This is a genomic window from Kitasatospora sp. NPDC050463 (genome assembly GCF_040655255.1).
In the GTDB taxonomy this organism is placed as follows: domain Bacteria; phylum Actinomycetota; class Actinomycetes; order Streptomycetales; family Streptomycetaceae; genus Kitasatospora.
Genome location: NZ_JBFAJO010000056.1, coordinates 1 through 22095 on the forward strand (window position 1 = coordinate 1; position 22095 = coordinate 22095).

The following is a 22095-nucleotide window of genomic DNA, read 5'->3' on the forward strand; positions in this document are numbered from 1 at the left end:
CTCAGCCACGTGATCATTCTGGCGGCACATCCCGTCCGGCACGACAACCGGACGGGATGTCACAACGGGGCGAACGTTGCTTGATGCGGCACTAGCGCGCCCTGCCGTACGACGAAGGGCCGAGGGCGGTGGCGAGGTTGTTGTCGCTGTCCCAGCCCCCGGGTGCCTCCGGTCCGTCGGTGGCGTCAGACAGGGACTGGGTGATGAGCTGCGAATGGCCCTGGCGGTTGCCAGGTCGGATCAGCCTCGGCTCCCCGCCCGGGGAGAGGAGCTCCACGATGACTCTGCCGTGGCCGCGGTGTCGTCGTCGAAGGTCATCTCCGGTGCGGGCCGGCGGAAGCCCTTGGTCAGGACGGCCAGGTAGACGATGCCGATCGCCAGCCACACGCCGCCGATCTGGAGTGCGACGTGACCGAGCTTCGTGAGCAGGTAGAGGGAGACGACGGCGCCGATGGCCGGCATCACCAGGTACGAGAAGAGGCTGTGGGTGCGGCCGTGTCGGCGCTCTCGGATCAGGTGGGCGATCACGCAGACGTTCACCAGGGCGAAGCCGAGGAAGGCGCCGAAGTTGATGAACGAGGTGGCGGTGGTCAGGTCGAGGTTGATGGCGATGACACCGGCGGCCGCGGTCAGCAGCAGGTTCAGGACGGGCGTGCCGGTCTTCCCTGACAGTTTGCCGAAGACGGCCTTGGGCAGTGCGCCGTCGCGTCCCATGACGTACATGAGACGGGCGGCGGAGGCTTGCAGGGCGATACAGGAGGCGATGGATCCGGCGATGGTGACGAAGTTGATGGTCTTGGCGTAGGCCTGGCCGCCGACCTGGATCTTCAGGTGGTAGGCGGCCGCGTCGACGTCGGCGAACTTCGCGCCGGGGTGGACCAGTTGCATCACGAAGGACAGCACGATGAAGATCGCTCCGGCCGCGATGACGCAGCCGATGATGCCGCGGCCGATCGTCCTCGCCCCGCCCCTGGCCTCCTCGCCGAGCGTGGAGACGGCGTCGAAGCCGAGGAAGGAGTATGCGGCGATGGCGGCGGCCGCGGTGACCGCTCCGACCGAGGTGCCGGAGTTCCACAGGGCGTCCGTGGCGGGGGCGGAGGAGCCGTGCTTGCCGAGGAAGACGACGCACAGGGTGGCGAAGAGGACCAGCGACCCGAGGGCGATGAACATCAGGACCTTGTTGACGCGGTCCGCGAGCTTCATGCCGAAGACGTTGATGGCGGTGGTGATGCCCACCGAGACGATCAGCCAGGCCCACTTGGGGATCTCGGGGAACTGGGCGTGGAAGTAGATCGCCGTGATCAGCCATCCGACCATCGGGATGAAGAAGTAGTCGAGCAGCATCGCCCAGCCGGAGAGGAAACCGATGCGGCTGTCGAGCATCTTGCGGGCGTAGGTGTAGACCGATCCCGCGCCGGGCACGGCGCGCGCCATCTTCGCGTAGCTCAGCCCGGTGAGCAGCATCGCGAGGGTGGCGACGGCGAACGCGGTCGGGGCCACGCCGCCGCTGGTGGCGGCGACCACGCCGAAGACCGTGACGACGATGCCCGGGGAGATGTAGGCCAGGCCGAAGAGGACGACTGAGAGCAGGCTCAGGTCGCCCTTCAGTCTCATGGTGTTCGCAGTCGTGTCGCTGTTCATCGTGGGGGCTCCTGGGTGGGGCAGGCGGGGTGCCAGGTGGCGGGGTCGATGCGGCCCCCGTAGAGCGGGAGTTCGAGGGCTGGGTCGCCGGGGCGGAATTGGTCCCAGATCCGGTTGAGGCCGGCGGTGCCGTAGCGGCGGACGTTGCTGACCTCGTCGAGGTCGATCACGTCGGTGAGGGTGGAGTCGCCGGCGTCGACGGTTTCGGCGCGCACCGTGCCCTGGGGGTCGATGACGAGGCTGCGGCCGGTACCGGAGGGGGCGGCGGAGTTGACGCTGGCGACGAAGACCTGGTTGGCGATGGCGTTGGCGCGGTTGAGGACGACTTCCTGCGCGCGGTCGCTCGTCGCCGTGCGGACCACGTTGACGATCAGCTCTGCGCCCATCCAGGCCAGGTGGCGGGAGATCTCCGGGAACCAGGTGTCGTAGCAGATGGAAAGCCCGATGCGGCCGACGCCGGCGAGGTCGACGACCTCGAACCGGGTGCCGGGCGTGGTCGTCTCGTACGGGCGCCACGGACAGATCTTGCGGTAGGCGGCGACGCGCTCGCCCTGCGGTGAGTAGACCGGTGTCGTGTTGTGGATGCGGTCGTCGGCGCCCTGTTCGTAGACGCTGCCGGGTACCAGCCAGATGCCCAGATCACCCGCGAGCTCGGCGAAGACCGCATCACGTTTGCCGTCGAGCGGCTCGGCTCCCTCCTCGGGGGCGGCCGGGACGCCGGGGGCGTTCTCGCCGAGGTGGAGTTCGGGGTAGACGACGAGGGCGCCGGGTGCGTGGAGTTTCACGCGCCGCTCAACGTCGGTGGCAAAGCCCGCGAGGTCGTCGGCCGGGCGACCGGGCGCCTGGGCGAGGATCAGGGGCAGGGGGCGGGCCATGGGGGGAACCAGCCAATCGAAAGGATATGTACGACGAGAAGTCGACGGAGATTCGAGTGTCGATAACCGGATATTCCGGTGGGACCAGAATGCATCCAGCCAGCCATAGCCTCAAATACTTGGTAGGGTTTACTATCATGCCTTTGAGGCATGAAGGTGTCTGCCTCCTCCGTCTCCCGAGGGACCACCGCCATGGAAATCCGAGTGCTGCGCTACTTCCTGACCATCGTGGAGACCGGTTCCGTCACCAAGGCCGCCGAGGTGGTCCGTGTCGCCCAGCCCTCGCTCTCGCGGCAACTGCGCGCCCTGGAAGGGTCGTTGGGGATGACGCTCTTCGACCGGGGCGGCAAGCAGATGGTCCTGACCGCGGCCGGCCGGCGCTTTCTTCCCCTGGCCCGCGACCTGGTCGCCCGCGCGGAGACCGCCGAGGCCGCAGTCGGTGCGCTGGCTGCGGGGCGTGCCATGCGGATCACCGTGGCAGCGCCGCCCACCACCATCACCGACGTGATCGCACCGTTCCTCGCCACCTGGGGACCGGAGGATCCGCTGGTCACCGTGCAGGCGGAGAGTCCGGCACATGCGTACCAGGCCCTGGCCAGGGGCGCCGACGTCGCCATCTCCTCGGCACCTCCGCGGCGCCGTTTCGCCGGACTCCCGGTGGCCCGCCTGCCGCTGTGGGCCTACGTCCGCGCCGACCACGTCTGGGCGGACCGGGACCGCGTCACCATCGGGGACCTTGCCGCGCAGCCCCTCATCGTCCTCACCTCGGCACACGGCACCCGCCGCATCCTGGACCATGCCGTGCAGGACGCGGAGGCCTCGTACGACATCGTGCTCGAATGCGACACCCCGCACGTCGCCCAGGCCATGGCGGCTTCGGGCCACGGTGTCGCGGTGGTCTCCGACGATCCCCGCTTCGACCTGCACCCCCTGCTGATCCTCGACAGCACGGGCGAACCGCTGCAGATCCACCTGCACGCGGCGTGGGACCCAGGTCACTACGCGTTGCGCAGCATCGAGGCATTCGCGGCCGGGTTGGCACGTTTCTGCGTCGAGCAGTACGGACCGGAGGTCGCCGCCCGCCACTGAACTGCAGCGACGACTACGGGCCCCCGCCCTCACCAGGGCGCGAGGCGGCATGACCGCACGCCGGCCCGACAGACGGCGGAGAGGCGGATGCATGCCCGGCAGGCAGCAGTCCGGGCAGGCAGCGGACGGTGACCCCGGTGCTCCCAACGCGGTAACCTCCCGCATGGCTGCCGGCTCCCGAAGACTGGACACCACGCCGCGGGCCGCGCGCAGGACGACCGCCAGCGGACGCGACGAGGTCCACCGGCGCGTCGCCCGCCTCCTCTCGCCGGCCACAGCTGGATTGCGGAGGTAATCGATAACGATCCCGGCGCACAGCTTGCGTCACGGCTCGCCTCCTCTAGCCTCCGTGCATGGCATTTCTCTCAAGCCGCCGCAGACGGGCACGTCTCGTCCTGGAGGTCGACGACGCTGCCCTCGGCCGGCTACTGAAGTCCCTCCAAGCGACGACAAGTACAGGAACGATCGGGGCGACGGACCTGTTCATGGGCCAGATATCCCGTCTTCTGGACCAGAGCAAGGCCGACTGGGACCGCCGCACCCACCAGCTCTCCGTGCTGGCGTGCTGCCTGTCCGAGTCGCACGGGCCCCGTGGCTGGGCCGCTCGTGAGCCGCGCAACGCGAGCGCGCTCGTCCTCTCCGCATGGGTGCAGCTCGAACGCGGACGCGCCCGGGGGCGTCTGGAGGACGCGGCCGGCATCGCCGAGAGCTGTCTGCGCGCCGCCGACCTGGCGCCGGAGGACCCGACTCCCTGGGTGGTCCTCTTGGGACTGTCCCGGCTGGAGCGCCGCAGCCAGCGGGAGGTGTTCGGCGTCTGGAACGAGGTACTGGCCCGCGACCGCTGGAACCGCGAGGCGCACCTGAGCATGCTGCGCTACCTGGGGCCGGAGGAAATGGGATCGCGCGTCCAGGTACTGGACTTCCTCGATGCGGTCCGCGCCAGCACACCCGCGAACGCGCCCTGCGCGGCCACCGAGCTCACCGCCCACGTTCTGCAGTACCACTCCGTCCTCACCCGGGGCGGCGTCGAGGCGCTGATGGCACGCCACCGCTGGTCCCACGCATCGGCCGCCCAGACCCTCGACCGTACGGCACACACCTGGGCCCGGCCCGGGTTCCTCCACCACGCGGCGGCCCTCGCCGACCTGAACCTGCTGGCCTACGCGCTGATAGCCGCCGACCGGCGCAGCGAGGCCCGTCCGGTCTTCGAGGCGATCAACGGTACGGTCGCGGCCTGGCCCTGGAGCGTCGGGGGCGACCCAGTGTCCGAGTTCGAGGAGGCGCGGATCAGGAGCGGGACCGGCGAGTGAGTTACGGGGCCCTGAACCCTGGGGCAAGGCGGGCGGACAGCTCGTCACATCGTGAACGGGTGGCGCCGGCAGGTCGCCGTCCTCACCTGCTAGGCGGCCTCGGAGACGGTGGTCGCGTTGACCAACAAGCTCAACTCGCCGTTGCGGAAGCGATTCTGGCTACAACCGGTGCCGACGGCAGGGCGGCACGGGAGAAGGCGTCCACTGCGCCGGTGTCGCCGTTCTCCGACCGGCAACCGCGGGTCCGGCGATGGGGTCGCACGTCGAGCCGGACTGCGTGTCACCTGTGACGACCAGGCCAGGGATGGCGGGGATCAGGTGGCGGCCGATCTGGACCGGGTCGATGCTCGCCGGCGGCAGGAGCTTGCCGCACCCCGATCATCTTCTGACGCTCTTGACCCGATCATCTTCTGACGCTCTTGAGGTGCCGGCGCCGCCGGGCGTGACGAGTTGGAGCGCCTCTCGAAGGTGGACTGCGGCGACGCGGCCGCCACGCGCAATGCGAACGCCGCGTCATCGACGGGATGCGTCGGAATTCGCCGCAGACGTCAGCTGGCTGTACGGGAGAAGGGTGGGCTCAGGACACCACGAACGGGGCCCCGGCCGGGCGGCTCGAGGTCGCGCGGCCGGACCGGCCAGGGCGCAGCGCACAGCCAACCTGCTTGTCTCCGTACGCGCCGGCTGATCCGGGTGGCCCCGTGTCGGAGGTCACCGGGCCGCCCCCGCTCGTTGGGCAGGCCGAGGGCCCGGCGCTGCGGCCGGGTGCTCCAGGGCCCTTGAGTCGTGGATGGTCGGCGGCGATGTCGTCGGGTCAGGTATCCGGTCAGGGCAGTGCGGGCAGGGAGTTGAGCGCGGCGGTCGGTGGTGCCAGGGCCAGGTGGTGGAGATTCGCAGGTGGATTCGGCGGGTTCCGCGGCTGATGCCTGAGGCGGAGGTGTCGGGAAGGCAGACCGGGCGGTGCATGCCTTCGTCCTGGTCGAACAGAGCAGCTGGGCACCCCGACGGGACCGTTCACGGCGGACGATGGTGCGGGGTGTCAGCCCTGATCGGGGAGGACCCAGACGGCTCTGCGGCCATGGTCGGGACGGAGCGTCAGACCGAGAGACCGGGCCCGGATCCCGCCTTGCCACACGCCGCGCACGCGGGCGAGGAAGCGGGTGGGGTACGCGAAAGTGCCTTCCGGCTGGAACGACTGGGACCTTGGACAAGCCTCATCGTTGCAGCTCAGAAGGCACTTTCGCTTTTCCGGTCGTGATCCGGACGCGACCTCGGATGAAACGCGCAGGCGGGTCGCTGCTGCGGTCAGTGGGTTTCGGCAGGCTCCGTAGCGGTGTGGAGGGGGCCGAGGCCCCGCATGACGGCGCCGGCGTCGTAGCCGAGCAGGGCCGGGGGGAAGGGCGGGGCGGCGTCGCGCAGTTGCTTCCACAGGGCGTTGAGACCCGCGGTGCCGTGCTCGCGGATAGTGGAGACCAGGTCGAGGTCGAGGAAGAGCGTGAGGAACTCCTCTCCGCTGCCGCCCTCGGCCATCACGCGACCCTCGGGGTCGGTGACGACCGATCGGCCGGTCCCGAACAGCGCGCCGATGTTGGGGTTGACGACGTAGACCTGGTTGGTGATCGCGTTGGCGCGGGCCAGGACGACTTCCTGCGCGCGGTCCGAGGTGCGGGTGTACGTGGGCTGGAGGATGACCTCCGCGCCCATCCAGGCCAGCGTCCTCATGATCTCCGGAACCCATCCGTCGTAGCAGACGGCCAGGCCGAACCGGCCGATGCCAGGGATGTCGAAGACCACGTGCTCGTCGCCGGGCACCGACCGCTCGTACGGCATCCAGGGGAACAGCTTGCGGTAGCGCGCGGCGATCTCGCCCTCCGGCGAGATGGCCAGCGCGGTGTTGTGCAGTTGGTCGCCGTTGCGCTCGGCGATCGTGCCGGGGACGATCCACTTGCCGGTCTCGGCGGCCAGTGCGCACAGCCGCTCGGTGAGCGGCCCGGGAATCTCCTCGGCGACGCGCTCGATGTAGCCGGGCGGCGGCGGCGCGTCGAAGCTGCCCATCCCCGTCAGGTAGTACTCGGGGAAGACCAGCAGGTCCAGCGCCGGCATCGAGGAGGCCAGCGTGCGGACCTCACTCTCGAACTTGGCGAAGGTGGCTTCGGGGTCGTTGGGCACGGGCGCCACCTGCGCGACGGCGATCCCGACGATGCGGCTCACTGGCTGCTCCCTGTGCTGCTCGGTTCGGATGCGGGTACGGCCACTGCGCCAGATGCGAGTGCGGGCACTGGTCCGGTCGGCACATCGTCGGCACGGGTATCGCCCGCCGGAGCGCCGCCGCCCGGGCTCCCGGCAGCCCCGGCCTCGTCGCCCGTCCCCGCGCCCCTCACCAGGGCGGCCCGCCCCCGGCCGGGAACGGCGGCGATCAGCGCCCGGGTGTAGTCCGCCGCGGGCGCGTTCAGCACCTCCTGCGCCGGCCCCTCCTCGACGAGCCGCCCGGCGCGCATGACGCCGATCCGATCGGCCAGGTGCCGGACGACGCCGAGGTCGTGGCTGATCAGCAGGTAGGCCAGGCCCTGGCGCTGCCGCAGGTCGGCGAGCAGGTTGAGCACCTGCGCCTGGACCGACACGTCCAGCGCCGACGTCGGCTCGTCCAGTACCAGCAGCACCGGGTCCATCGCGAGCGCCCGGGCGATCGCGACGCGCTGGCACTGGCCGCCGGACAGCTCGTGCGGGCGCCGCCCGAGGAACCGGTCGGCCAGACCGACCGACGCCAGCAGCGCCGAGACGGCCCCGGCGCGGCCGGCCGCAGTCAGGCCGGGCTGCGCGAGCCGCAGCGGCTCGTCCACCAGCCGGGCCACGGTCATCCGCGGGTTGAGCGCGGCGAACGGGTTCTGGAAGACGATCTGCACCCGCCGTCGCAGCGCCCGCAGGTCGCGGCCCCTGGCCTGGTCGAGCCTGACTCCTTCCAGGGCGACCTCGCCGGACGCGGGCCTGAGCAGGCCGAGCACGGTCCGGGCGAGCGTCGTCTTCCCGCAGCCGGACTCGCCGACGACGGCGTACGACTCGCCGGGTGCGATGCGGAAGCCGACCCCGTCCACCGCGCGGTGCCGGCCGTACGTGACGACCAGGTCCTGCACGCGCAGGACGGCGGGGACGCCGGAGACGTCAGGGGTGTCGGTGGTGCGGGGGGTATCGGGGATCACGCCGCGACCTCCGGATCGGCGAAGTGACAAAGGGCCCTGCGGTCGCCGGGCAGCGATCGTGCCGGGGGCGGCGTGCTGCGGCACAGGTTGGCGGCCTGCGGGCAGCGGTTGGCGAAGACGCAGCCGGTGACGGCCAGCACGTCGGCCGGGACCTCGCCGGGCAGCGAGGCGAGCGGCGCAACGTCGCCGTCCACGGTGGGCACCGCGCCCAGCAGCACCTTGGTGTACGGGTGCGCGGGGGCGGTGAACACGTCCTCGACCGGCCCGGTCTCGACCACCTCGCCCGCATACAGCACGGCGACGCGGTCGCACAGGTCGCGGGCTTCGCCGAGGTTGTGGGTGATGAACAGCACCCCGAAGCCGTGCGCGTGCTGGAGCCGCAGTAGCAGCCGTCTGACCTGCTGGGCGACGGTCACGTCGAGCGCGCTGGTGGACTCGTCCGCGATGATCAGCCGCGGCTCGCAGGACAGCGCCAGGGCGATCATCGCGCGTTGCAGCATGCCGCCGGACAGCTGGTGCGGGTAGCTGCTAAGCACACGGTCGGTGTCGTGCAGTTCGACCTCGGCGAGCAGTTTCGCGGCGCGGGCCCTGGCCTGCTCGCGCGAGCCGCCGCGGTGGCGCCGGATGACGCGCTCGAACTGGGTGCGCAGGGGGCGGACCGGGTCGAAGGCGGTCGCCGGGTTCTGGAAGACCATGGCGATCGCGCTGCCGCGCACTGCGCGCAGCTGTGACGGCGGCGCGCCGAGCAGTTCGAGGCCGTCCAGCCGGATACTGCCGCGGGGCCGTGCGGCGGGCGGCAGCAGGCCGAGCACGGCGAGGCCCGTGAGGGTCTTGCCGCAGCCGGTCTCGCCGACGACGCCGAGGGTCTGCCCGGGTTCGACGGTCAGGGTGACGCCGCGCACCGGCCGGATCGCGCCGCCGGACCGGCCACCGGGCCGTGGGAATTCGATCGTCAGGTCTTCGACGGTCAGCAGTGTCATCGAGTCACCGCCCTGGGGTCGAGGATGTCGCGCAGCGCGTCGCCGAGGACGTTGAAGGCGAGCACGGCCAGGAAGATCGCCGCGCCGGGAAGCGCGGACAGCCACCACTGGGACAGCACGTAGCTGCGCCCGTCGGAGACCATCAGGCCCCAGTCCGGCGTGGGCGCCTGCGCCGCGAGGCCGAGGAAGGCCAGCGACCCGGAGGCGAGGATCACCGTGCCGATGTCGATGCTGGCCTGCACGACGATCGGCGCGGCGGCGTTGGGCAGCAGGTGGCGGGCCAGGATGGTGGTGTCGGACAGGCCCAGTGCCCTCGCGCCGTCGACGAACGGACGGTCCCGCAGCCCGGCGGCGAGGCCGCGGGCGAGCCGGGTGTACCAGGGCCACCAGGCGATGGCGAGGGCGATGCCGGCGTGCATCAGGCTGGGCCCGAGCATCGCCGCGATCACCATGGCGAGCAGCAGCGGCGGGAACGCCAGGAACATGTCGGCGATCCGCATGACGGCCTCGTCCAGCCGCCCGCCGCGGTAGCCGGCGAGCAGGCCGAGCGGGACGCCGACGGCGACCGCGAGGGCCACTGTCAGCAGCGGCGTCAGCAGCGCGGGCCGGGCGCCGATGATGATCCGCGACAGCACGTCGCGGCCGAGCGGGTCGGTGCCGAGCAGGTGGCCGCCGGTGCCGGGCGCGAGGTTGCGGTGTGCCACGTCGGCGACGCCGCGGCCCTGGTCTGGGAAGGGCGCGAGCCAGGGGCCGAAGACGGCGAGGACGAGCAGCGCGCCGACCAGGACCACGCCGACCAGCGCGAGCCGGTCGCGCAGCAGCGCGGTGACGATCCGGCGCAGGCGGGTGGGCGTGGGGGTGTCCGCGGTGCGGACGGCGTCGACCGGGCCGGTGGTTGCGGCGAGAAGCGTCATGCGAGCCTCACCCTCGGGTCGAGCCGGGCCTGCACGATGTCCACGGCCAGGTTGACCAGGATGTAGGCGGCGGCCCCGAGGACCGTGACGCCCATGATCGCCGGGTAGTCGGCGTTGAGCAGCGCGGTCGCCGCGAACTGCCCGAGGCCGGGCCAGTTGAAGACCACTTCCACGAAGAACGCTCCGGTCAGCGAGTAGGCCAGGGTCAGGCCCGCGACGGTGACGACCGGCGGAAGCGCGCCGCGCAGGGCGATCCGGCCGACCGTCATCCGCTCACGCAGCCCGTAGGCGCGGGCGGCGCGGATGTGGTCGGCGGCCAGCACCTCGATCATCGAGGCGCGGGTCATCCGGGCGATGACGCCGATGGGGTAAGCGGCGAGCGTCAGCGCGGGCAGGACCAGGTGGGTGAGGGTGTCGGTGAACCCGGGGGCGTTGCCGGTGAGCAGCGCGTCGACCAGGTGGAAGCCGGTGATCTTCCGGATCGGGTCGGTGAACTCCAGGTCCGGGTCGTTGCGCCCGGTCAGCGCGAACAGGCCGAGCTGCCCGAACACGGTGACCTGGAGCAGCAGTCCGAGCCAGAACGCCGGCATCGACACGCCGCCGATGGCCAGCATGCGGATGACGTGGTCGGCCAGCCGCTGCTGCCGCACCGCGGCGATCACGCCGAGCGCGATGCCGAGCACGAGCGCGACGGTCATGGCGGCGGTCAGCAGTTCGAGGGTGGCCGGGAGCCGTCCGAAGATCTCGGAGGTGATGGGCTGCTTGGTGCCGATCGAGATGCCCCAGTCGCCGCGGACCAGTCCGCCGAGGTAGCGGGCGTACTGCACCGGCAGTGACTGGTCCAGGCCCAGCTGGTGGTGGATTTCGGCGATCTGCTCGGGCCGGGCCTTCGGGCCGAGGTAGGCGAGGGCCGGGTCGGCGGGCACGACACGGGCCAGCACGAAGGTGACGACAGTGGTCCCGAGTAGGACGGCGGCCGCCGCCGCAGCCCTGCGCAACAGGAAGCGCCCCATGCTCAGGCCCCCGCGCGGGTCAGGTCGTGGAAGAAGTAGTTGGAGGAGTAGTCCTGGTTACAGGCCACGCCCTTCACGTTCTTCGGCACGACCAGCGGGTTCGCCACGTCGTAGAGGAAGAAGCCGGGCGCCTGGTCGTACAGACGGTTCAGGGCCTGGCCGTACTCGCTGATGGCCTTGGCGTTGTCGGTCGCGGTTGCGGCCCCGGCGTCGTCGAGCAGCTTGTCGTACGTGCTGTCGTTCCAGTAGCTGAGGTTGAAGGACGGCTTGTCGCTGGAGTGGAACAGCGAGTAGAGGTTGTCCGAGCCGGCGTCGGAGTAGGTCGGCCAGTACAGCAGCAGGAAGATGTCCTGCGCGGACTTCGGGTCGGCCTTCGCGCGGTCCCACTGCTGGTTGAACAGCAGCGCCTGGACGTTGGCGGTGACGCCGATCTTGGCGAAGGCGTCCTTGATCAGCGGCGTGAAGCGGGCCTGGGCCTGGTTCTCCGCGGCGTAGGTCACGTTCAGGGTCAGGCCCCCGCCCTCGGGGTAGCCGGCCGCCGCAAGCAGCTCCTTAGCCTTGGCCAGGTCCTGGTGGTACTGCGGGGTGCTGTCCGAGTACGGGAAGACGCCCTGCGGGACCGGGCCGCGCGACTGCGTGCCGAAGCCGTGCGCGCCGACGGTGATGATGTCCTCGTACGGGATCGCGTACGACAACGCCTGCCGGACCCGGACGTCGTCCAGCGGCTTGCGGGTGGTGTTGAAGAAGCCGACGTAGTCCGAGGCGGTCTTGCAGGTGCTGACGGTGAAACGCTCGTGGTTCTTGAACTGGTCGATGTTCTCCAGCGGCAGGCTGCTGGCCAGGTCCGTCTGGCCGCTGGTGAGCATCTGCTGCTGCACCACGGACTCGGGAGTGATGGTGTTGACGACGGTGGTGTAGGAGTCCTTCTTCCAGCCGTCCCAGTAGCTCGCGTAGTTCTTGAGCACGACGCGCTGGCCCGAGGTGTACTCCCCGATCGTGTAAGGCCCGGTGCCGCCGTCCTTGCCGGAGTCGAAGTACTTCGGGTCGGCCTTGGCGGCAGCCAGCGCCTTCGGGCTGACGATCCACGCCCCATACATGCTGGAGGCGATGAGGTCCATCGGCGCGGCGTGGCTGAGCTTCATCACGACGGTCTGCTCGTCGGGCGTCTCGACGCTCTTCAGCGGCGCCCAGATGAAGCTGGCGCCGCCGTGGTCCGCGGCGGCCTCGACGGACGCCTTGACCGCGGCCGCGGTCAGCGGTTCACCGTCGTGGAAGGTGACGCTGGCGCGCAGGTGGAAGGTCCAGGTCAGCTTGTCGGGGCTTGCCTCCCACGAGGTGGCGAGCGCCGGCCGGTAGGGCTGGGCGGAGCCGGCGGGGTTCTTCCACAGCAGCGGCTCGTAGACGTTGGCCAGGTAGAAGACCTCGGTGGAGAACGACTTCACCGGGTCCCAGGTGGTGACGTCGGCGGTGGTCGCGACCTTCAGGACGGCCGCCGAGGCGGACTTCGATCCTGCGGAGCTGCTGCAGGCCGAGGCGGACACCAGGGCCAGGCTGAGGGTCAGCGTCAGGGCGCAGGTCGAGGCTCTGGCACGGCACAGGGACATATCGGGCTCCTCGAAATCCAGCCGCTTGCGGTCGGTGCCGCCGCGCTGCTGTGGGGGTTGCGCTGAATCCTGCTGGCCACTCACCATGTCGTCCAATGCCTGTTCGTGCTGCATTCCATGCCTCGGAGGCATCGGGGAGATCAGGCACCGTGCATGGCACCGGACGCTGTTCGTTGCCGGGCCACCGCGCGAGATCCGCAGGCGGAGGGCCAGCTGGGGCCGCGAGCCGCCCGACCACACCGGGGCCGGCCGCGGCTGACGGCGGCCGGGCGACCGTTTCCTGCCGATCGCGCGGGACCGCGCGCCGCGACACCGCGCAGTAGAGCGGCCGGAGGGGAGATCGGGCCGGCCACACCGGTGACCACGCCACCGAGCTGAGCGCCTCGCTTGTCGCGCAGATGTGAGCGGCCGCGGGGAAGCTCAACCTCGAGGAGGTGCCGCCCCCCGGCGCCTACGCGCCGCCATGCAGCGAGGCTTGGCGAGCTCCACGGCACCGCTGCCGGAACAGCCGCCGGCTCACTGGGGGACCTCACCAAGCTGTCGTTGAAATCGCCACCCAGCGACACCCGGCTGCGCGGCGCCGACCAGTTGAACTGGTCGTTGTCGCTGAGGGCTTGGTACGTGGAGCCGTTGGGCAGCATCGCCGTGGTGATGCCGCCGCCAACAGGCCGCACCGGTACTGCCAGGTCTTGCCGGTCGTGTCGGCGGTCGCGGTGATGCCTCGGTTCGCCGGGTTCTACTGCATCGCCTCGGCGAGCATCGTCAGGTCGACCAGCCGGCACTCCGGCCGCCTGATCTGTCGTGAAAGCAACAGCTCGCCCACGAAGAGCACCTCGGCTGCCTTCTTCGTGGAGCCATGGTCGTAGACCGCGATGACGTAGCGCCGCTGCCTGACCTGCAACTATGCCTCCAAGGCAGGCACGGCTGCACACTTTTGGCATTGGACGGCACGGTGAGCGGCCAGCAAAATACCCGCAACCCCCACAGCAGCGCCGCGGCCCCCGCCGACGAGCGGCCTGCACACCCTCCTGGAGCCCTCCATGTCCCTGCGCTCCGCCCCGGCCCGACCTCCGACGTTTCCCAGCCGCTCGGATTAACCCCGTTGTCTGCTGCCTCGGTCTGCCGTGGGAGCGAAAAGGAGCGGGATGCTGCGTCGGCCAGCCAGAAGACGGCGGTCACCGCAGACCTCACCCACGCACTGCCCTGAGCGTTGCCGGCCGACTGAGGAAGGGCAAGGCGAGCAGCCCGTCACCTTCCTCCTCGACGCTCGACCTTCCCGGGTTGACGCCTACGGCACCGTCAGCCCCAGCACCGGGCCAAAGCGCCAGCTCGACGTAGCACTCCCATTCCTGCCCCACCCTTCAGGGGCCATGCGGGCGGCGACGTCGTGCGCGGCCCCGGTCCGCTCGGCGGCCCGACGGAACGACCGAAGCACGCAAGAGCGGCGACGCCGCCACCACACCATCGCTACTCCGTACCCAGGTGCCCTCTTCGCACCCGACTCCACAGCCCCCACCCAAGGAGGAACCATGCACCGAAGATCAGCCGACCGCAGCCGCTGGCGGCGCTCGCTCCTGCTGCTCAGCGCGGGAGCGCTGGCGGCCACCGGCCTGATCGCCCCGCTGCCCGCGGCAGCGGCTACCGCCAACCCGGTACCCGGTGACCCGCTGACCGGGAACGGCGCCGTCTCGCGCACCCTGCTGCCCTACAGTCAGCTGACGACCGCCCAGAACCCCAACGGCCCGGTCGACGATGCCGCCTTCGCACTGCCGGCCGCAGCCGCGCCGCCGCAGTTCACCTTCGAGGGAACCCTCACCCTCACCAACCCCGCTGGCAGCGGAGGGTTCAAGAGCATCAAGAGCTGCACCGGCTGCGGTAAGCACCTGCCGCCGATCAGCCTCGACCTCGTGCAGAACGGCAGCCACCTGATCCCGGCGGTCCAGGGTCTGACGATCACCGGCGACACGCAGTCGGGCTCGACGTACAACGTCATCGTGGGGCCGGGGCGCGCCTGGTCGGAGAACGGTGACACGGGTGCGGCCGGAACGTTCTCCCGGGCATCCCTGCCATTGGCGCTCGTCGACCGCAACCAGAACTGCGTCCACAACGGCGAGCTCAGCTTCCTGTACAACGCGACCGCGGTCTCGAACGTCGCCTACCAGGTGACGACTGAGACGTGCGCGCTGCACCAGTTCGACATGTGGGGCCAGCTCGCCGCGACCTACAACGCTCACAGCGTGCCCAACGCCGTCGCGCTGGAGAACGCCCAGGCGGCGGAGGTCGGAAACCGCATGCCGACCAAGCCGCTGTCCGCCCTCGCCACCGACTATCCGGCGGCGGGGATCAATCTCGCCACCTTCGGCAGCGGCATAACCCCCTCGGCGATGACCTCCTTCGGAGTGGTCTACAACGGCGTGAACTACGTGGCGGACGGCACGTCCGCGAACAAGGGCTGTCAGACCCGCTACGGCACCTACGCCTTCTGCAAGGACATGCGCCTGCCCTCCTACTCCACGGCCAAGTCGGCGTTCGCCGGACTGTCGATGGCCAGACTGGTGCAGGACTTCGGATCCGGTGTCCCGAACCTCAACCTCAAGGACTACGTCCCCGAGATGGCGTCCAGCGGCAACTGGAACTCGGCACCGGTCACGTTCAACCACGCCGCCGACATGGCCACGGGGAACTTCAACTCGGAGCTCTACGAGAACGACGAGAACGGCACCAACACGACCAACTTCCTCAACGCCGAGCCCTACGGGACCGCGACGACGGGGAAGATGGGCTACGCACTGGGATACGCCCACCACCCGGGCGAACAGGGCAACACCTGGACCTACCACAGCGTCGACCACTTCCTGCTGGCCCAGGCCGAGACCGGATACCTGCAGTCGCAGCGCGGACCGAGCGCCGACCTGTTCAACCTCATGCGCGACGAGGTCTACACGCCTCTCCACCTCAACGCCGGCACCCTGACCACGCAGCGCACCGACAACGCCTCCGCGGCCGGAACCTCCCCGACGACCGGCCGCCCGTTCGCCGCCTACGGACTCTTCTGGACGGTCGACGACATCGCCAAGCTGGCGACCTTGTTCCAGAACAACGGTGCTGCCGGCGGGACACAGCTCGCGGACCGCGGACAGATGCTCGCCGCCATGCAGCGCAGCAGCATCGACACCGGCGTCGCCGCCGTCAGCGCGGACCTGACCGGGCACGGTGACGGGACGGCCGCGTCCGGCGGCTACCGCTACAGCAACGGCCTGTGGGCCTACCCCACGACCGGCCAGGTTCCCGGCTGCGGACTGCGCGTGCCGTTCATGTCGGGGTACGGAGGCATCACGATCGCGATGATGCCCAACGGCGCGACCTACTACTACGTCAGCGACAACTTCGAGTTCGGCTGGGCCTCGACCATCGCGGAGCTCAACAAGCTCTCCCCGATGTGCGCGCCGACCACCACCACCGTCACCGCCTCACCCGCCACAGTCATCGCGGGACAGCCGGTGACGCTGACCGCGAACGTCGGCGCGGCCACCCGGTCCTGGGCCGCGACGGGAACCGTCCAGTTCCAGGACAACGGCGTCAACCTGGGGACCCCAGTGGCGCTCGACTCCACCGGCAACGCTTCCTACACCACCAACTCCCTTGGCTCGGGACCGCATTCCATCACCGCCATCTACACCCCGGACCTGTCCAGCGACACCGGCACCGCCTCCTCGCCGTTCCGGACCACCCTGACCAGCTCCTGCTCCAGCACGGCCACCACCTGCAAGGTGGCCAGCACCGCCGGTCTCAGGGTCGGCGACACGATCGGGATGGGCACCGCCACGCTCACCGACGACACCCACGTGATCACCGCTCTCACCCCCACCTCGATCACCTGGGTCGGCGCCTACCAGCGGGCCAGCCACAGCAGCGGCCAGCCGGTCTGGCTGCAGAACACCGCCGGCGGCGGCTTCGCGGGCAGCACCAGTCCCGGCGTGGCGGTGACCGTGTCCTGACGCGGAAAGCGCACCTCCAACCCGGCTGCTGAAGAGTGGTCCCCGGTCTCCGCGACCGGGGACTACTCCGGCGTAGGCCGACGCTGTTCCGGTGCGGCCTCAGGCGGCCTGCGCGAACTGCCGGTCGCCCGTGACGATGCGGTCGTGCTCCAGGAGTCCGGCCTCGATGTCCATCGCCGTCGCGGTATCGACGGCCAGGTCCATCGCGTAGCCGTCTTCCGGCGCGACGAGGCGGCCCACGCGCGCATCGCTGCCGGAGCGAACGCGCCGCTCTCCCGGCCACGTCCTAGCACGCACCCCGTAGAGCTCGGTCTGCTGGCCGAAGAAGAGAGACGCCGCTGGAGGCGACCTCGACGACCCCGAGAACTGGGACGACGCATAGGCCGAAGAGCGCCAGAACCGCAGCCGCGAACGCTTCACACAGCTCGTCCGCGAAACCGCCACCTGCGACCGCGACCGCCTCATCTGACCTACTCGCCCTCAGACGAGGGGCCGGCCCGACCAAACGACGCCAGTTACTCCCTGTAGGCGTACCGGTGTCGTGCCCTTGCCCCTCCCTTTGGTCACAGAAAGTGACCAAAGGGAGGATGGCGCCGCCGACGGGCCAGCCGGCCACCTGCGCCAGTCATTCTGCGGCTCACCCGGCGGCCCGCACCGGGCGCCGCCGGCCGACCCGGCGGCGACCACCACGCGATCACCACCGGCAAATCATGCCTCTGACCTGCGGCGATCCCCTGGATCGGCGACAAGGGGCGCCCCCGACGAGCCGAACGAGACTGAAAGCAGCTCTCCGCCCGAGCCTTCGAGGTGATCATCATGCGACGCTCCGACGATCGCAGCCGGATCTACCGGCGCTGCGGCTGCCGTGACCACAGCCGCCGACAGCTCGGCGCCCGCTGCCCGCGCCTGGCCGCCGACCCCGACCATGGGACCTGGACCTACGCCGTCGACGTTCCCTGGCCCGACGACCGGCGCCACACCGTACGCCGCGGCGGCTACGACAACGAGCACGCCGCCCGCGCCGACCTGCGCCGCTTCCCTGACGGCAAGGCCTTCGGCTACAACCCGGACCCGCGGCAGAGCACGGGCGAATACCTGCTCGCCTGGCTCGCCGTCCAGGAGCAGTGGCTCAAGCCCACGACACTGGCCCGCTACCGCGCGTACGTCCTCCAGGACCTCGTGCCCGCGCTCGGCCGCATCCCCCTCGACGACCTCGCCTACGAGCACATCGACCACTACGCGCGCACCCAGCTCAAGGCCGGCCGCGGTCGCGTCACCGTCCACCGGATCCTCGCCACGCTCTCCAGCGCGCTCGGCGCGGCCGTCGTCCGCCATCGGATCGGCCACAACCCCGCCAAGCCCGCCGTCATCCCCCGCCCGCCCACGCCCGAACGCCGAATCTGGACCCCCGACGAGGCCGTCCGCTTCGAATGCTCCTGCGGCAACTCGGCCGCCCGTCGCAGCGATCTTCTGCACATGGCCGCCGAAGAGGGCACACGCGCGCTCTCGAACTCGCTCCCGCTCGTCCTCATTGACCTCGCTCTGAGATTGCTCGGTCTGCGCTGACGTCCCCGCTGCCGGAGCTACGGCGCCCGGCTGGGACAGCTGGGTCCAGCCGACTCTTTCGCGGCGGTGCCAGCGGCCAGTTGGTCTTCAACCTGGCCGCTGGCATTCTCCTTTGCGTTCTACTCGCTCGCGGTCCCATCGGCCGGGGTAGATGACTGCCACTGGCTGTCCCACTTCGCCCAAGCCTGCTCTGCGTGGTCGTCCAGATCGTGTGTCTGCGAGCGCAAGATCGCCAGCTGCCTGTGCCCAAGGACCGAACCCCGAACCTGGTCGTTCTCAGCGCAGACCATGAGGATCCCTTGAAGGTCCTCGCCAGTCAGGATTGTGGTCAAGGCGTTTAGCAACTTCAGTACAGCCTCACCGTCCATGTACGACTTCACATCTGCGAGCGCTTGGACGATAGGGCCGATGAGGCGCCGATCGGGCAGCGGACCCAGGTAGTCGGCGAGCTGCTGGCCCGGCACCAGCTGTGCTGCGGAGATACCCACCATGTCGGGCACCCTGGCAAGCAGCATCCTGTCCACCGGCGTGCAGGGGAGCGGCCCGTGGAACAGCTGGTGGCCGACCACGAGTTGGAGGATTGAGTGGGCGCTGAGAAGCTGCTCGATCCGGTTGCGCGTTCCCTCGTGGAGAAGATCCCATGTGCCAGGGACATAGCAGAGGCCCGAAACGAGAAGGAACAGCCCGTCGTCGTTCAGCGCATCCTGCCGGGCTTCAAGCAGCTTTGCCGCCTCCTCCTCGAACGCGGCAGGCGCGATCTTCTGCATCACCCGCGCCGCTCGGCTGTATCGCCACCGCAGTGCGATGCTGTTGGCTGGATCAAGGGTGCCCTTGCAGGCGACCTTGATCAGGTTCCCCAAGACCGGGCGGCTGACGTGGTCAAGGTAGCCGGCCCGGAGGAACTCCTCCAGGCGGTGGTCGTCCCGAGGATAGGACTCCTCTTGGACATCGCGCTGGAACCGCTCTATTGTCTTCCGGCCAGTAACGGCGCGGTGCGACAGGAGTGCATCAACGGCGGATGCAAGGTGGGTTCGGACCAATTCGGCTGTCGGCGCAAAGAGGTCGTCGTCACCCGACACGAATGCTGGGTGCGCGCACAGGTGTCGGTCTTCGTAGAGGCGCCCGAGCTCTGTGGCCTCCCGCGAGCCGATGAGGTTCAGCCGCTTCTCGGCGGCGTTCAGGAGGTCACGCTCGAATGCTTGCAGGCCCGCGATGTTCTTGTCCGTGATCGCCCTGTCCAGCTTGTCACGCAGCTCGACGGCCACCGGCATGGCTTCCTCAGCCAAGAAGCGGATCTTCTCGATGATGTCGGCGGCCACGGCGATCCAGACCGCGATGATCGCCGAACGGTAAGCACCCGCTCCGTAGGCGCTAATGGCTTCGTCGATGTAGCGACGTGACTGCCGTGAGCGGACTCGGTTCTTCAGGTCTTCGAGCGCGTACACGCGAGGATCGCCCTTCGTCGCATCACTGGTGGGACGCGGCCACCTTACTGACAGCCCCGGTTCGAGGCCCCCGAATTGATGCTTCTCACCGCGCGACGAAACTGGGCCTGCTCGCGCTTGGATGTTGGCCCAGAGGTCTGACGTCCCACCTGGCTGCGGCGGGGACTCAGGTAGTGACACTCCGGAAATAGAGCAGTCCTCTTTTCGATTGGTCTCCTCGTACGATCGCGCAAAGGGGGTTGGGTGAGCGATCTGAAGGTGTTTCGGGTCGGGGCGGACGGCCGGGACGTGGAGCTGCGGGGCTCGACGGTGGCGCTGGAGGTGGAGCTTCAGCGCCGGGTGGAGGCCGGGATGGAGCAGATGCTGGGCATCCGGTTCCTGGCGTCGGAGTACCCGACCGGTCCGTGGCACCGGGGGCGGGTGGACTCGCTGGGGCTGGACGAGAACGGCGTGCCGGTGGTGGTGGAGTTCAAGAAGGGCAGCGACAGCGGGGTCGTGCTGCAGGCCATGTCGTACCTGACCTGGTTGAAGAGCAGCCGTCACGAGTTCGAGGCCCTGGTCCGGGAGAAGTTGGGCGAGCAGGCCGTGGAGTCGATCGACTGGCGTTCGCCCCGGGCGCTGTGCGTGGCGGCGGGGTACTCGTGGCACGACCGGGTCACGGTCGGTGACCTCGGTCGGCGCTGGCCGATCGAGCTGGTCCGCTACCGGGTCTTCGACGGCGGGCTATTGAGCCTGCAGCTGGTCGAGCCGGTCGTCGCCCCCACCAACACGGCGTCCGTGCGCAGATCGAGCGCGCCCGCGGCGCTGGAAGCTGTCGCCGAGGCGGACGGGCCGCCAGCTCTGGTCGAGGTGCCGGAGTGCCTGCGGGCGCTGTACGGCGAGCTGGACGAGGTGCTCACCGACTCGGGCGAGGTGGAGGTCGTTCCGCTGCGGCACTACATCGCCTACCGGCGGCTGCAGAACGTAGCGAGCGTGATCTTCCGGCCGTCGGCTTCGCATCGGGCGATTCTGCTGTACCTGCGGTTGGACCCGGACACGGTGGAGCTAGAGGAGGGCTTCACGCGCGACATGCGCGGGAAGGGCCATCTGGGCACCGGGGACCTGGAGGTGCGGATCACCTCAGCGGCCGGCCTGGAGAAGGCGGTGCCGTTGATCCGGCGGGCCGTCGAGGCTGCCTGACGAAAGCACGAGGGCGGCTGGAGCTTCATGCTCCAACCGCCCTTCTGCGTCTGCGGCCCCTGCGGTGCCGACTGTCTGTGGTTCTCACCCTCACACCTCCGGCCCGGCGAGGACGAAGTCGTCCTGGGTCAGTTCCGCCCGCAGCCGCTGGTCAGCGATCTCGGCGTAGTGCGGGGAGAGTTCGGCGCCGACGAAGCGCCGGCCTTCGCGCAGGGCGGCGACGCCGGTAGAACCGCTGCCGGTGAAGGGGTCGAGGACGACACCATCCTCGGGGCAGATCTGGACGAGCTGCTGCATGATCTCCAGCGGCTTCTGGGTGATGTGGACCCGGTCCTTGCGGGGCTGGCTGGCGATGAAGTGGCCGGGCAGGTAGATCGCGCGACTGTTGTCGAGGGTGCCCTTGACGCCCCAGGTGATGAACTCCGCGGACTGCTTGAAGCCGCCCTTGCGCGGTCGGCTGGCGGGCTTGATCCACGGGATGGTGCCCTGCCACGTCCACCCGGCCATCTGCAGCGCGTCGCTGGTCGTCGGCTCCTGCCTCCAGTCCGAGAAGACCATCGCGACCGAGTGCTCGGTACTCGCCCGGTACGCCTCGGTCAGCAGCTCGGTCAGCCACGAGCGGTAGGAGCGCTGATCGCGGTTCTCGCCGGGGAAGGTCTTCAGGTCGTGCGCGGAGTTGGACGTCACGTACTTGGCGCGGGCGTCGCGGCTGGTGCGCTCGGAGCTGGTCCGCCCGCCGCTGTTGTACGGCGGGTCGGTGATGACGGCGTTCACCGACTCGTCGGGAAGGGACTTGAGGACGGTCAGCGCGTCGCCTCGGTGGAGGGTGTAGTTGCTCATGGGGGCCTCTCTCAGGGCAGGGGTGGACCCACTCCCGGCGGTGCCCGGCGGCTGCCGCCGGGAGCGGGGATGAGCGGGACGGTAGCCGCGATTCCCGGCCGGACCTAACGGCGGCGCGAGGGGAGTCGTGGCTGGTGAAGTCCCTGTTTGGTCCGGCCGGACTTCGGGTCTACTGTCTCGCCATGCCAACCGGGCAGGAGGCCAACTCGGCCCGGGACGGCTCGTGTTGATGCGTGTTGTCCCGTCCAGCGGGGCACCCTGCGGGTCTGCGCTCCCCTTCGCACTCTTCGAGGAGACCCCGTGTTCCGGCTGAGATTACGAGCGCGGCTGGCTGCCGCGCATGACCCGAGACCGGCGTCCCGGAGCTACCAACTCCCCTGACCCGGGCCCGCCCTGAGCGGCGGATTCACCACCGGCGCGGTGCCGGCGACTTCTTTGCACGAGAGG

17 protein-coding genes are annotated in these 22095 nt (G+C 69.9%); 5 read left to right on the forward strand and 12 right to left on the reverse strand.

The genetic code is table 11. The features are described 5' to 3' along the window. Positions 1–240 precede the first annotated feature (240 nt). Both AB0J08_RS29065 and AB0J08_RS29070 read right to left on the reverse strand, forming a co-directional pair. Positions 241–1641, reverse strand: a complete 1401-nt coding sequence (locus tag AB0J08_RS29065) for an APC family permease (RefSeq protein WP_360640685.1) — start codon at positions 1639–1641, stop codon at positions 241–243. After that, the gene (locus AB0J08_RS29070) at positions 1638–2516 is read right to left on the reverse strand and encodes a carbon-nitrogen hydrolase family protein (RefSeq protein ID WP_360640687.1); all 879 of its coding nucleotides are present in this window, start codon (positions 2514–2516) and stop codon (positions 1638–1640) included. The genes AB0J08_RS29065 and AB0J08_RS29070 overlap by 4 nt, the downstream gene beginning before the upstream one ends. 192 nt (positions 2517–2708) lie before the next feature. Between AB0J08_RS29070 and AB0J08_RS29075 the strand changes: the two genes are divergently transcribed. Both AB0J08_RS29075 and AB0J08_RS29080 read left to right on the forward strand, forming a co-directional pair. Then, positions 2709–3605, forward strand: coding sequence for a LysR family transcriptional regulator (locus AB0J08_RS29075; RefSeq protein ID WP_360640689.1), 897 nt, complete (start codon positions 2709–2711; stop codon positions 3603–3605). Positions 3606–3958: 353 nt separating this feature from the next. Next, positions 3959–4915 carry a hypothetical protein gene (locus tag AB0J08_RS29080; RefSeq protein ID WP_360640691.1) on the forward strand — a complete coding sequence of 319 codons (957 nt, stop codon included), beginning with the start codon at positions 3959–3961 and terminating at the stop codon, positions 4913–4915. Between the two features lie 1302 nt (positions 4916–6217). Here AB0J08_RS29080 and AB0J08_RS29085 read toward each other — a convergent pair. From AB0J08_RS29085 to AB0J08_RS29115, 7 genes are all read right to left on the reverse strand, one after another. Further along, positions 6218–7123, reverse strand: a complete 906-nt coding sequence (locus tag AB0J08_RS29085; protein WP_360640693.1) for a carbon-nitrogen hydrolase family protein — start codon at positions 7121–7123, stop codon at positions 6218–6220. Continuing rightward, a complete protein-coding gene (locus AB0J08_RS29090; RefSeq protein ID WP_360640695.1) occupies positions 7120–8109 on the reverse strand; it encodes an ATP-binding cassette domain-containing protein in 990 nt (329 codons plus the stop codon). The genes AB0J08_RS29085 and AB0J08_RS29090 overlap by 4 nt, the downstream gene beginning before the upstream one ends. After that, positions 8106–9089 carry an ABC transporter ATP-binding protein gene (locus AB0J08_RS29095; RefSeq protein ID WP_360640697.1) on the reverse strand — a complete coding sequence of 328 codons (984 nt, stop codon included), beginning with the start codon at positions 9087–9089 and terminating at the stop codon, positions 8106–8108. The genes AB0J08_RS29090 and AB0J08_RS29095 overlap by 4 nt, the downstream gene beginning before the upstream one ends. Further along, complete coding sequence (locus AB0J08_RS29100; protein ID WP_360640699.1) at positions 9086–10003, reverse strand: ABC transporter permease; 918 nt, start codon at positions 10001–10003, stop codon at positions 9086–9088. The genes AB0J08_RS29095 and AB0J08_RS29100 overlap by 4 nt, the downstream gene beginning before the upstream one ends. Further along, on the reverse strand, positions 10000–11016 hold the full coding sequence (locus AB0J08_RS29105) for an ABC transporter permease (RefSeq protein ID WP_360640701.1): 1017 nt from the start codon (positions 11014–11016) through the stop codon (positions 10000–10002). Before AB0J08_RS29105 ends, AB0J08_RS29100 begins: the two co-directional genes overlap by 4 nt. A 2-nt stretch (positions 11017–11018) precedes the next feature. Further along, a complete protein-coding gene (locus tag AB0J08_RS29110; RefSeq protein ID WP_360640703.1) occupies positions 11019–12620 on the reverse strand; it encodes an ABC transporter substrate-binding protein in 1602 nt (533 codons plus the stop codon). 736 nt (positions 12621–13356) lie between these two features. Continuing rightward, a complete protein-coding gene (locus AB0J08_RS29115; protein ID WP_360640705.1) occupies positions 13357–13521 on the reverse strand; it encodes a hypothetical protein in 165 nt (54 codons plus the stop codon). A 628-nt stretch (positions 13522–14149) separates the two neighbouring features. Between AB0J08_RS29115 and AB0J08_RS29120 the strand changes: the two genes are divergently transcribed. Further along, positions 14150–16618 (forward strand): Ig-like domain repeat protein, encoded by a 2469-nt coding sequence (locus AB0J08_RS29120; RefSeq protein ID WP_360640707.1) that lies wholly within the window; start codon positions 14150–14152, stop codon positions 16616–16618. A gap of 99 nt (positions 16619–16717) precedes the next feature. On the opposite strand, the gene AB0J08_RS29125 is transcribed toward AB0J08_RS29120, so the two are convergent. Then, on the reverse strand, positions 16718–16858 hold the full coding sequence (locus AB0J08_RS29125) for a hypothetical protein (protein WP_360640709.1): 141 nt from the start codon (positions 16856–16858) through the stop codon (positions 16718–16720). A gap of 576 nt (positions 16859–17434) precedes the next feature. On the opposite strand from AB0J08_RS29125, the gene AB0J08_RS29130 reads away from it, so the two are divergent. Continuing rightward, positions 17435–18184, forward strand: coding sequence for a hypothetical protein (locus tag AB0J08_RS29130; protein WP_360640711.1), 750 nt, complete (start codon positions 17435–17437; stop codon positions 18182–18184). 119 nt (positions 18185–18303) lie between these two features. Here the strand turns inward: AB0J08_RS29130 and AB0J08_RS29135 are convergent, their stop codons facing one another. After that, positions 18304–19629, reverse strand: coding sequence for a hypothetical protein (locus AB0J08_RS29135; RefSeq protein WP_360640713.1), 1326 nt, complete (start codon positions 19627–19629; stop codon positions 18304–18306). Between the two features lie 243 nt (positions 19630–19872). Between AB0J08_RS29135 and AB0J08_RS29140 the strand changes: the two genes are divergently transcribed. After that, on the forward strand, positions 19873–20808 hold the full coding sequence (locus AB0J08_RS29140; protein WP_360640715.1) for a DUF5655 domain-containing protein: 936 nt from the start codon (positions 19873–19875) through the stop codon (positions 20806–20808). A 90-nt stretch (positions 20809–20898) separates the two neighbouring features. Here AB0J08_RS29140 and AB0J08_RS29145 read toward each other — a convergent pair whose 3' ends face one another. Next, positions 20899–21648: a site-specific DNA-methyltransferase gene (locus tag AB0J08_RS29145; protein WP_360640717.1), complete on the reverse strand. Its 750-nt coding sequence runs from the start codon at positions 21646–21648 to the stop codon at positions 20899–20901. Positions 21649–22095: the final 447 nt, after the last annotated feature.

Coding starts and splice junctions, on each gene's coding strand:
- AB0J08_RS29100 (WP_360640699.1), bottom strand. CDS start 10,003: ATGACGCTTCTCGCCGCAACCACCGGCCCGGTCGACGCCGTCCGCACC.
- AB0J08_RS29095 (WP_360640697.1), bottom strand. CDS start 9,089: ATGACACTGCTGACCGTCGAAGACCTGACGATCGAATTCCCACGGCCC.
- AB0J08_RS29065 (WP_360640685.1), bottom strand. CDS start 1,641: ATGAACAGCGACACGACTGCGAACACCATGAGACTGAAGGGCGACCTG.
- AB0J08_RS29075 (WP_360640689.1), top strand. CDS start 2,709: ATGGAAATCCGAGTGCTGCGCTACTTCCTGACCATCGTGGAGACCGGT.
- AB0J08_RS29130 (WP_360640711.1), top strand. CDS start 17,435: ATGCGACGCTCCGACGATCGCAGCCGGATCTACCGGCGCTGCGGCTGC.
- AB0J08_RS29145 (WP_360640717.1), bottom strand. CDS start 21,648: ATGAGCAACTACACCCTCCACCGAGGCGACGCGCTGACCGTCCTCAAG.
- AB0J08_RS29110 (WP_360640703.1), bottom strand. CDS start 12,620: ATGTCCCTGTGCCGTGCCAGAGCCTCGACCTGCGCCCTGACGCTGACC.
- AB0J08_RS29080 (WP_360640691.1), top strand. CDS start 3,959: ATGGCATTTCTCTCAAGCCGCCGCAGACGGGCACGTCTCGTCCTGGAG.
- AB0J08_RS29105 (WP_360640701.1), bottom strand. CDS start 11,016: ATGGGGCGCTTCCTGTTGCGCAGGGCTGCGGCGGCGGCCGCCGTCCTA.
- AB0J08_RS29070 (WP_360640687.1), bottom strand. CDS start 2,516: ATGGCCCGCCCCCTGCCCCTGATCCTCGCCCAGGCGCCCGGTCGCCCG.
- AB0J08_RS29120 (WP_360640707.1), top strand. CDS start 14,150: ATGCACCGAAGATCAGCCGACCGCAGCCGCTGGCGGCGCTCGCTCCTG.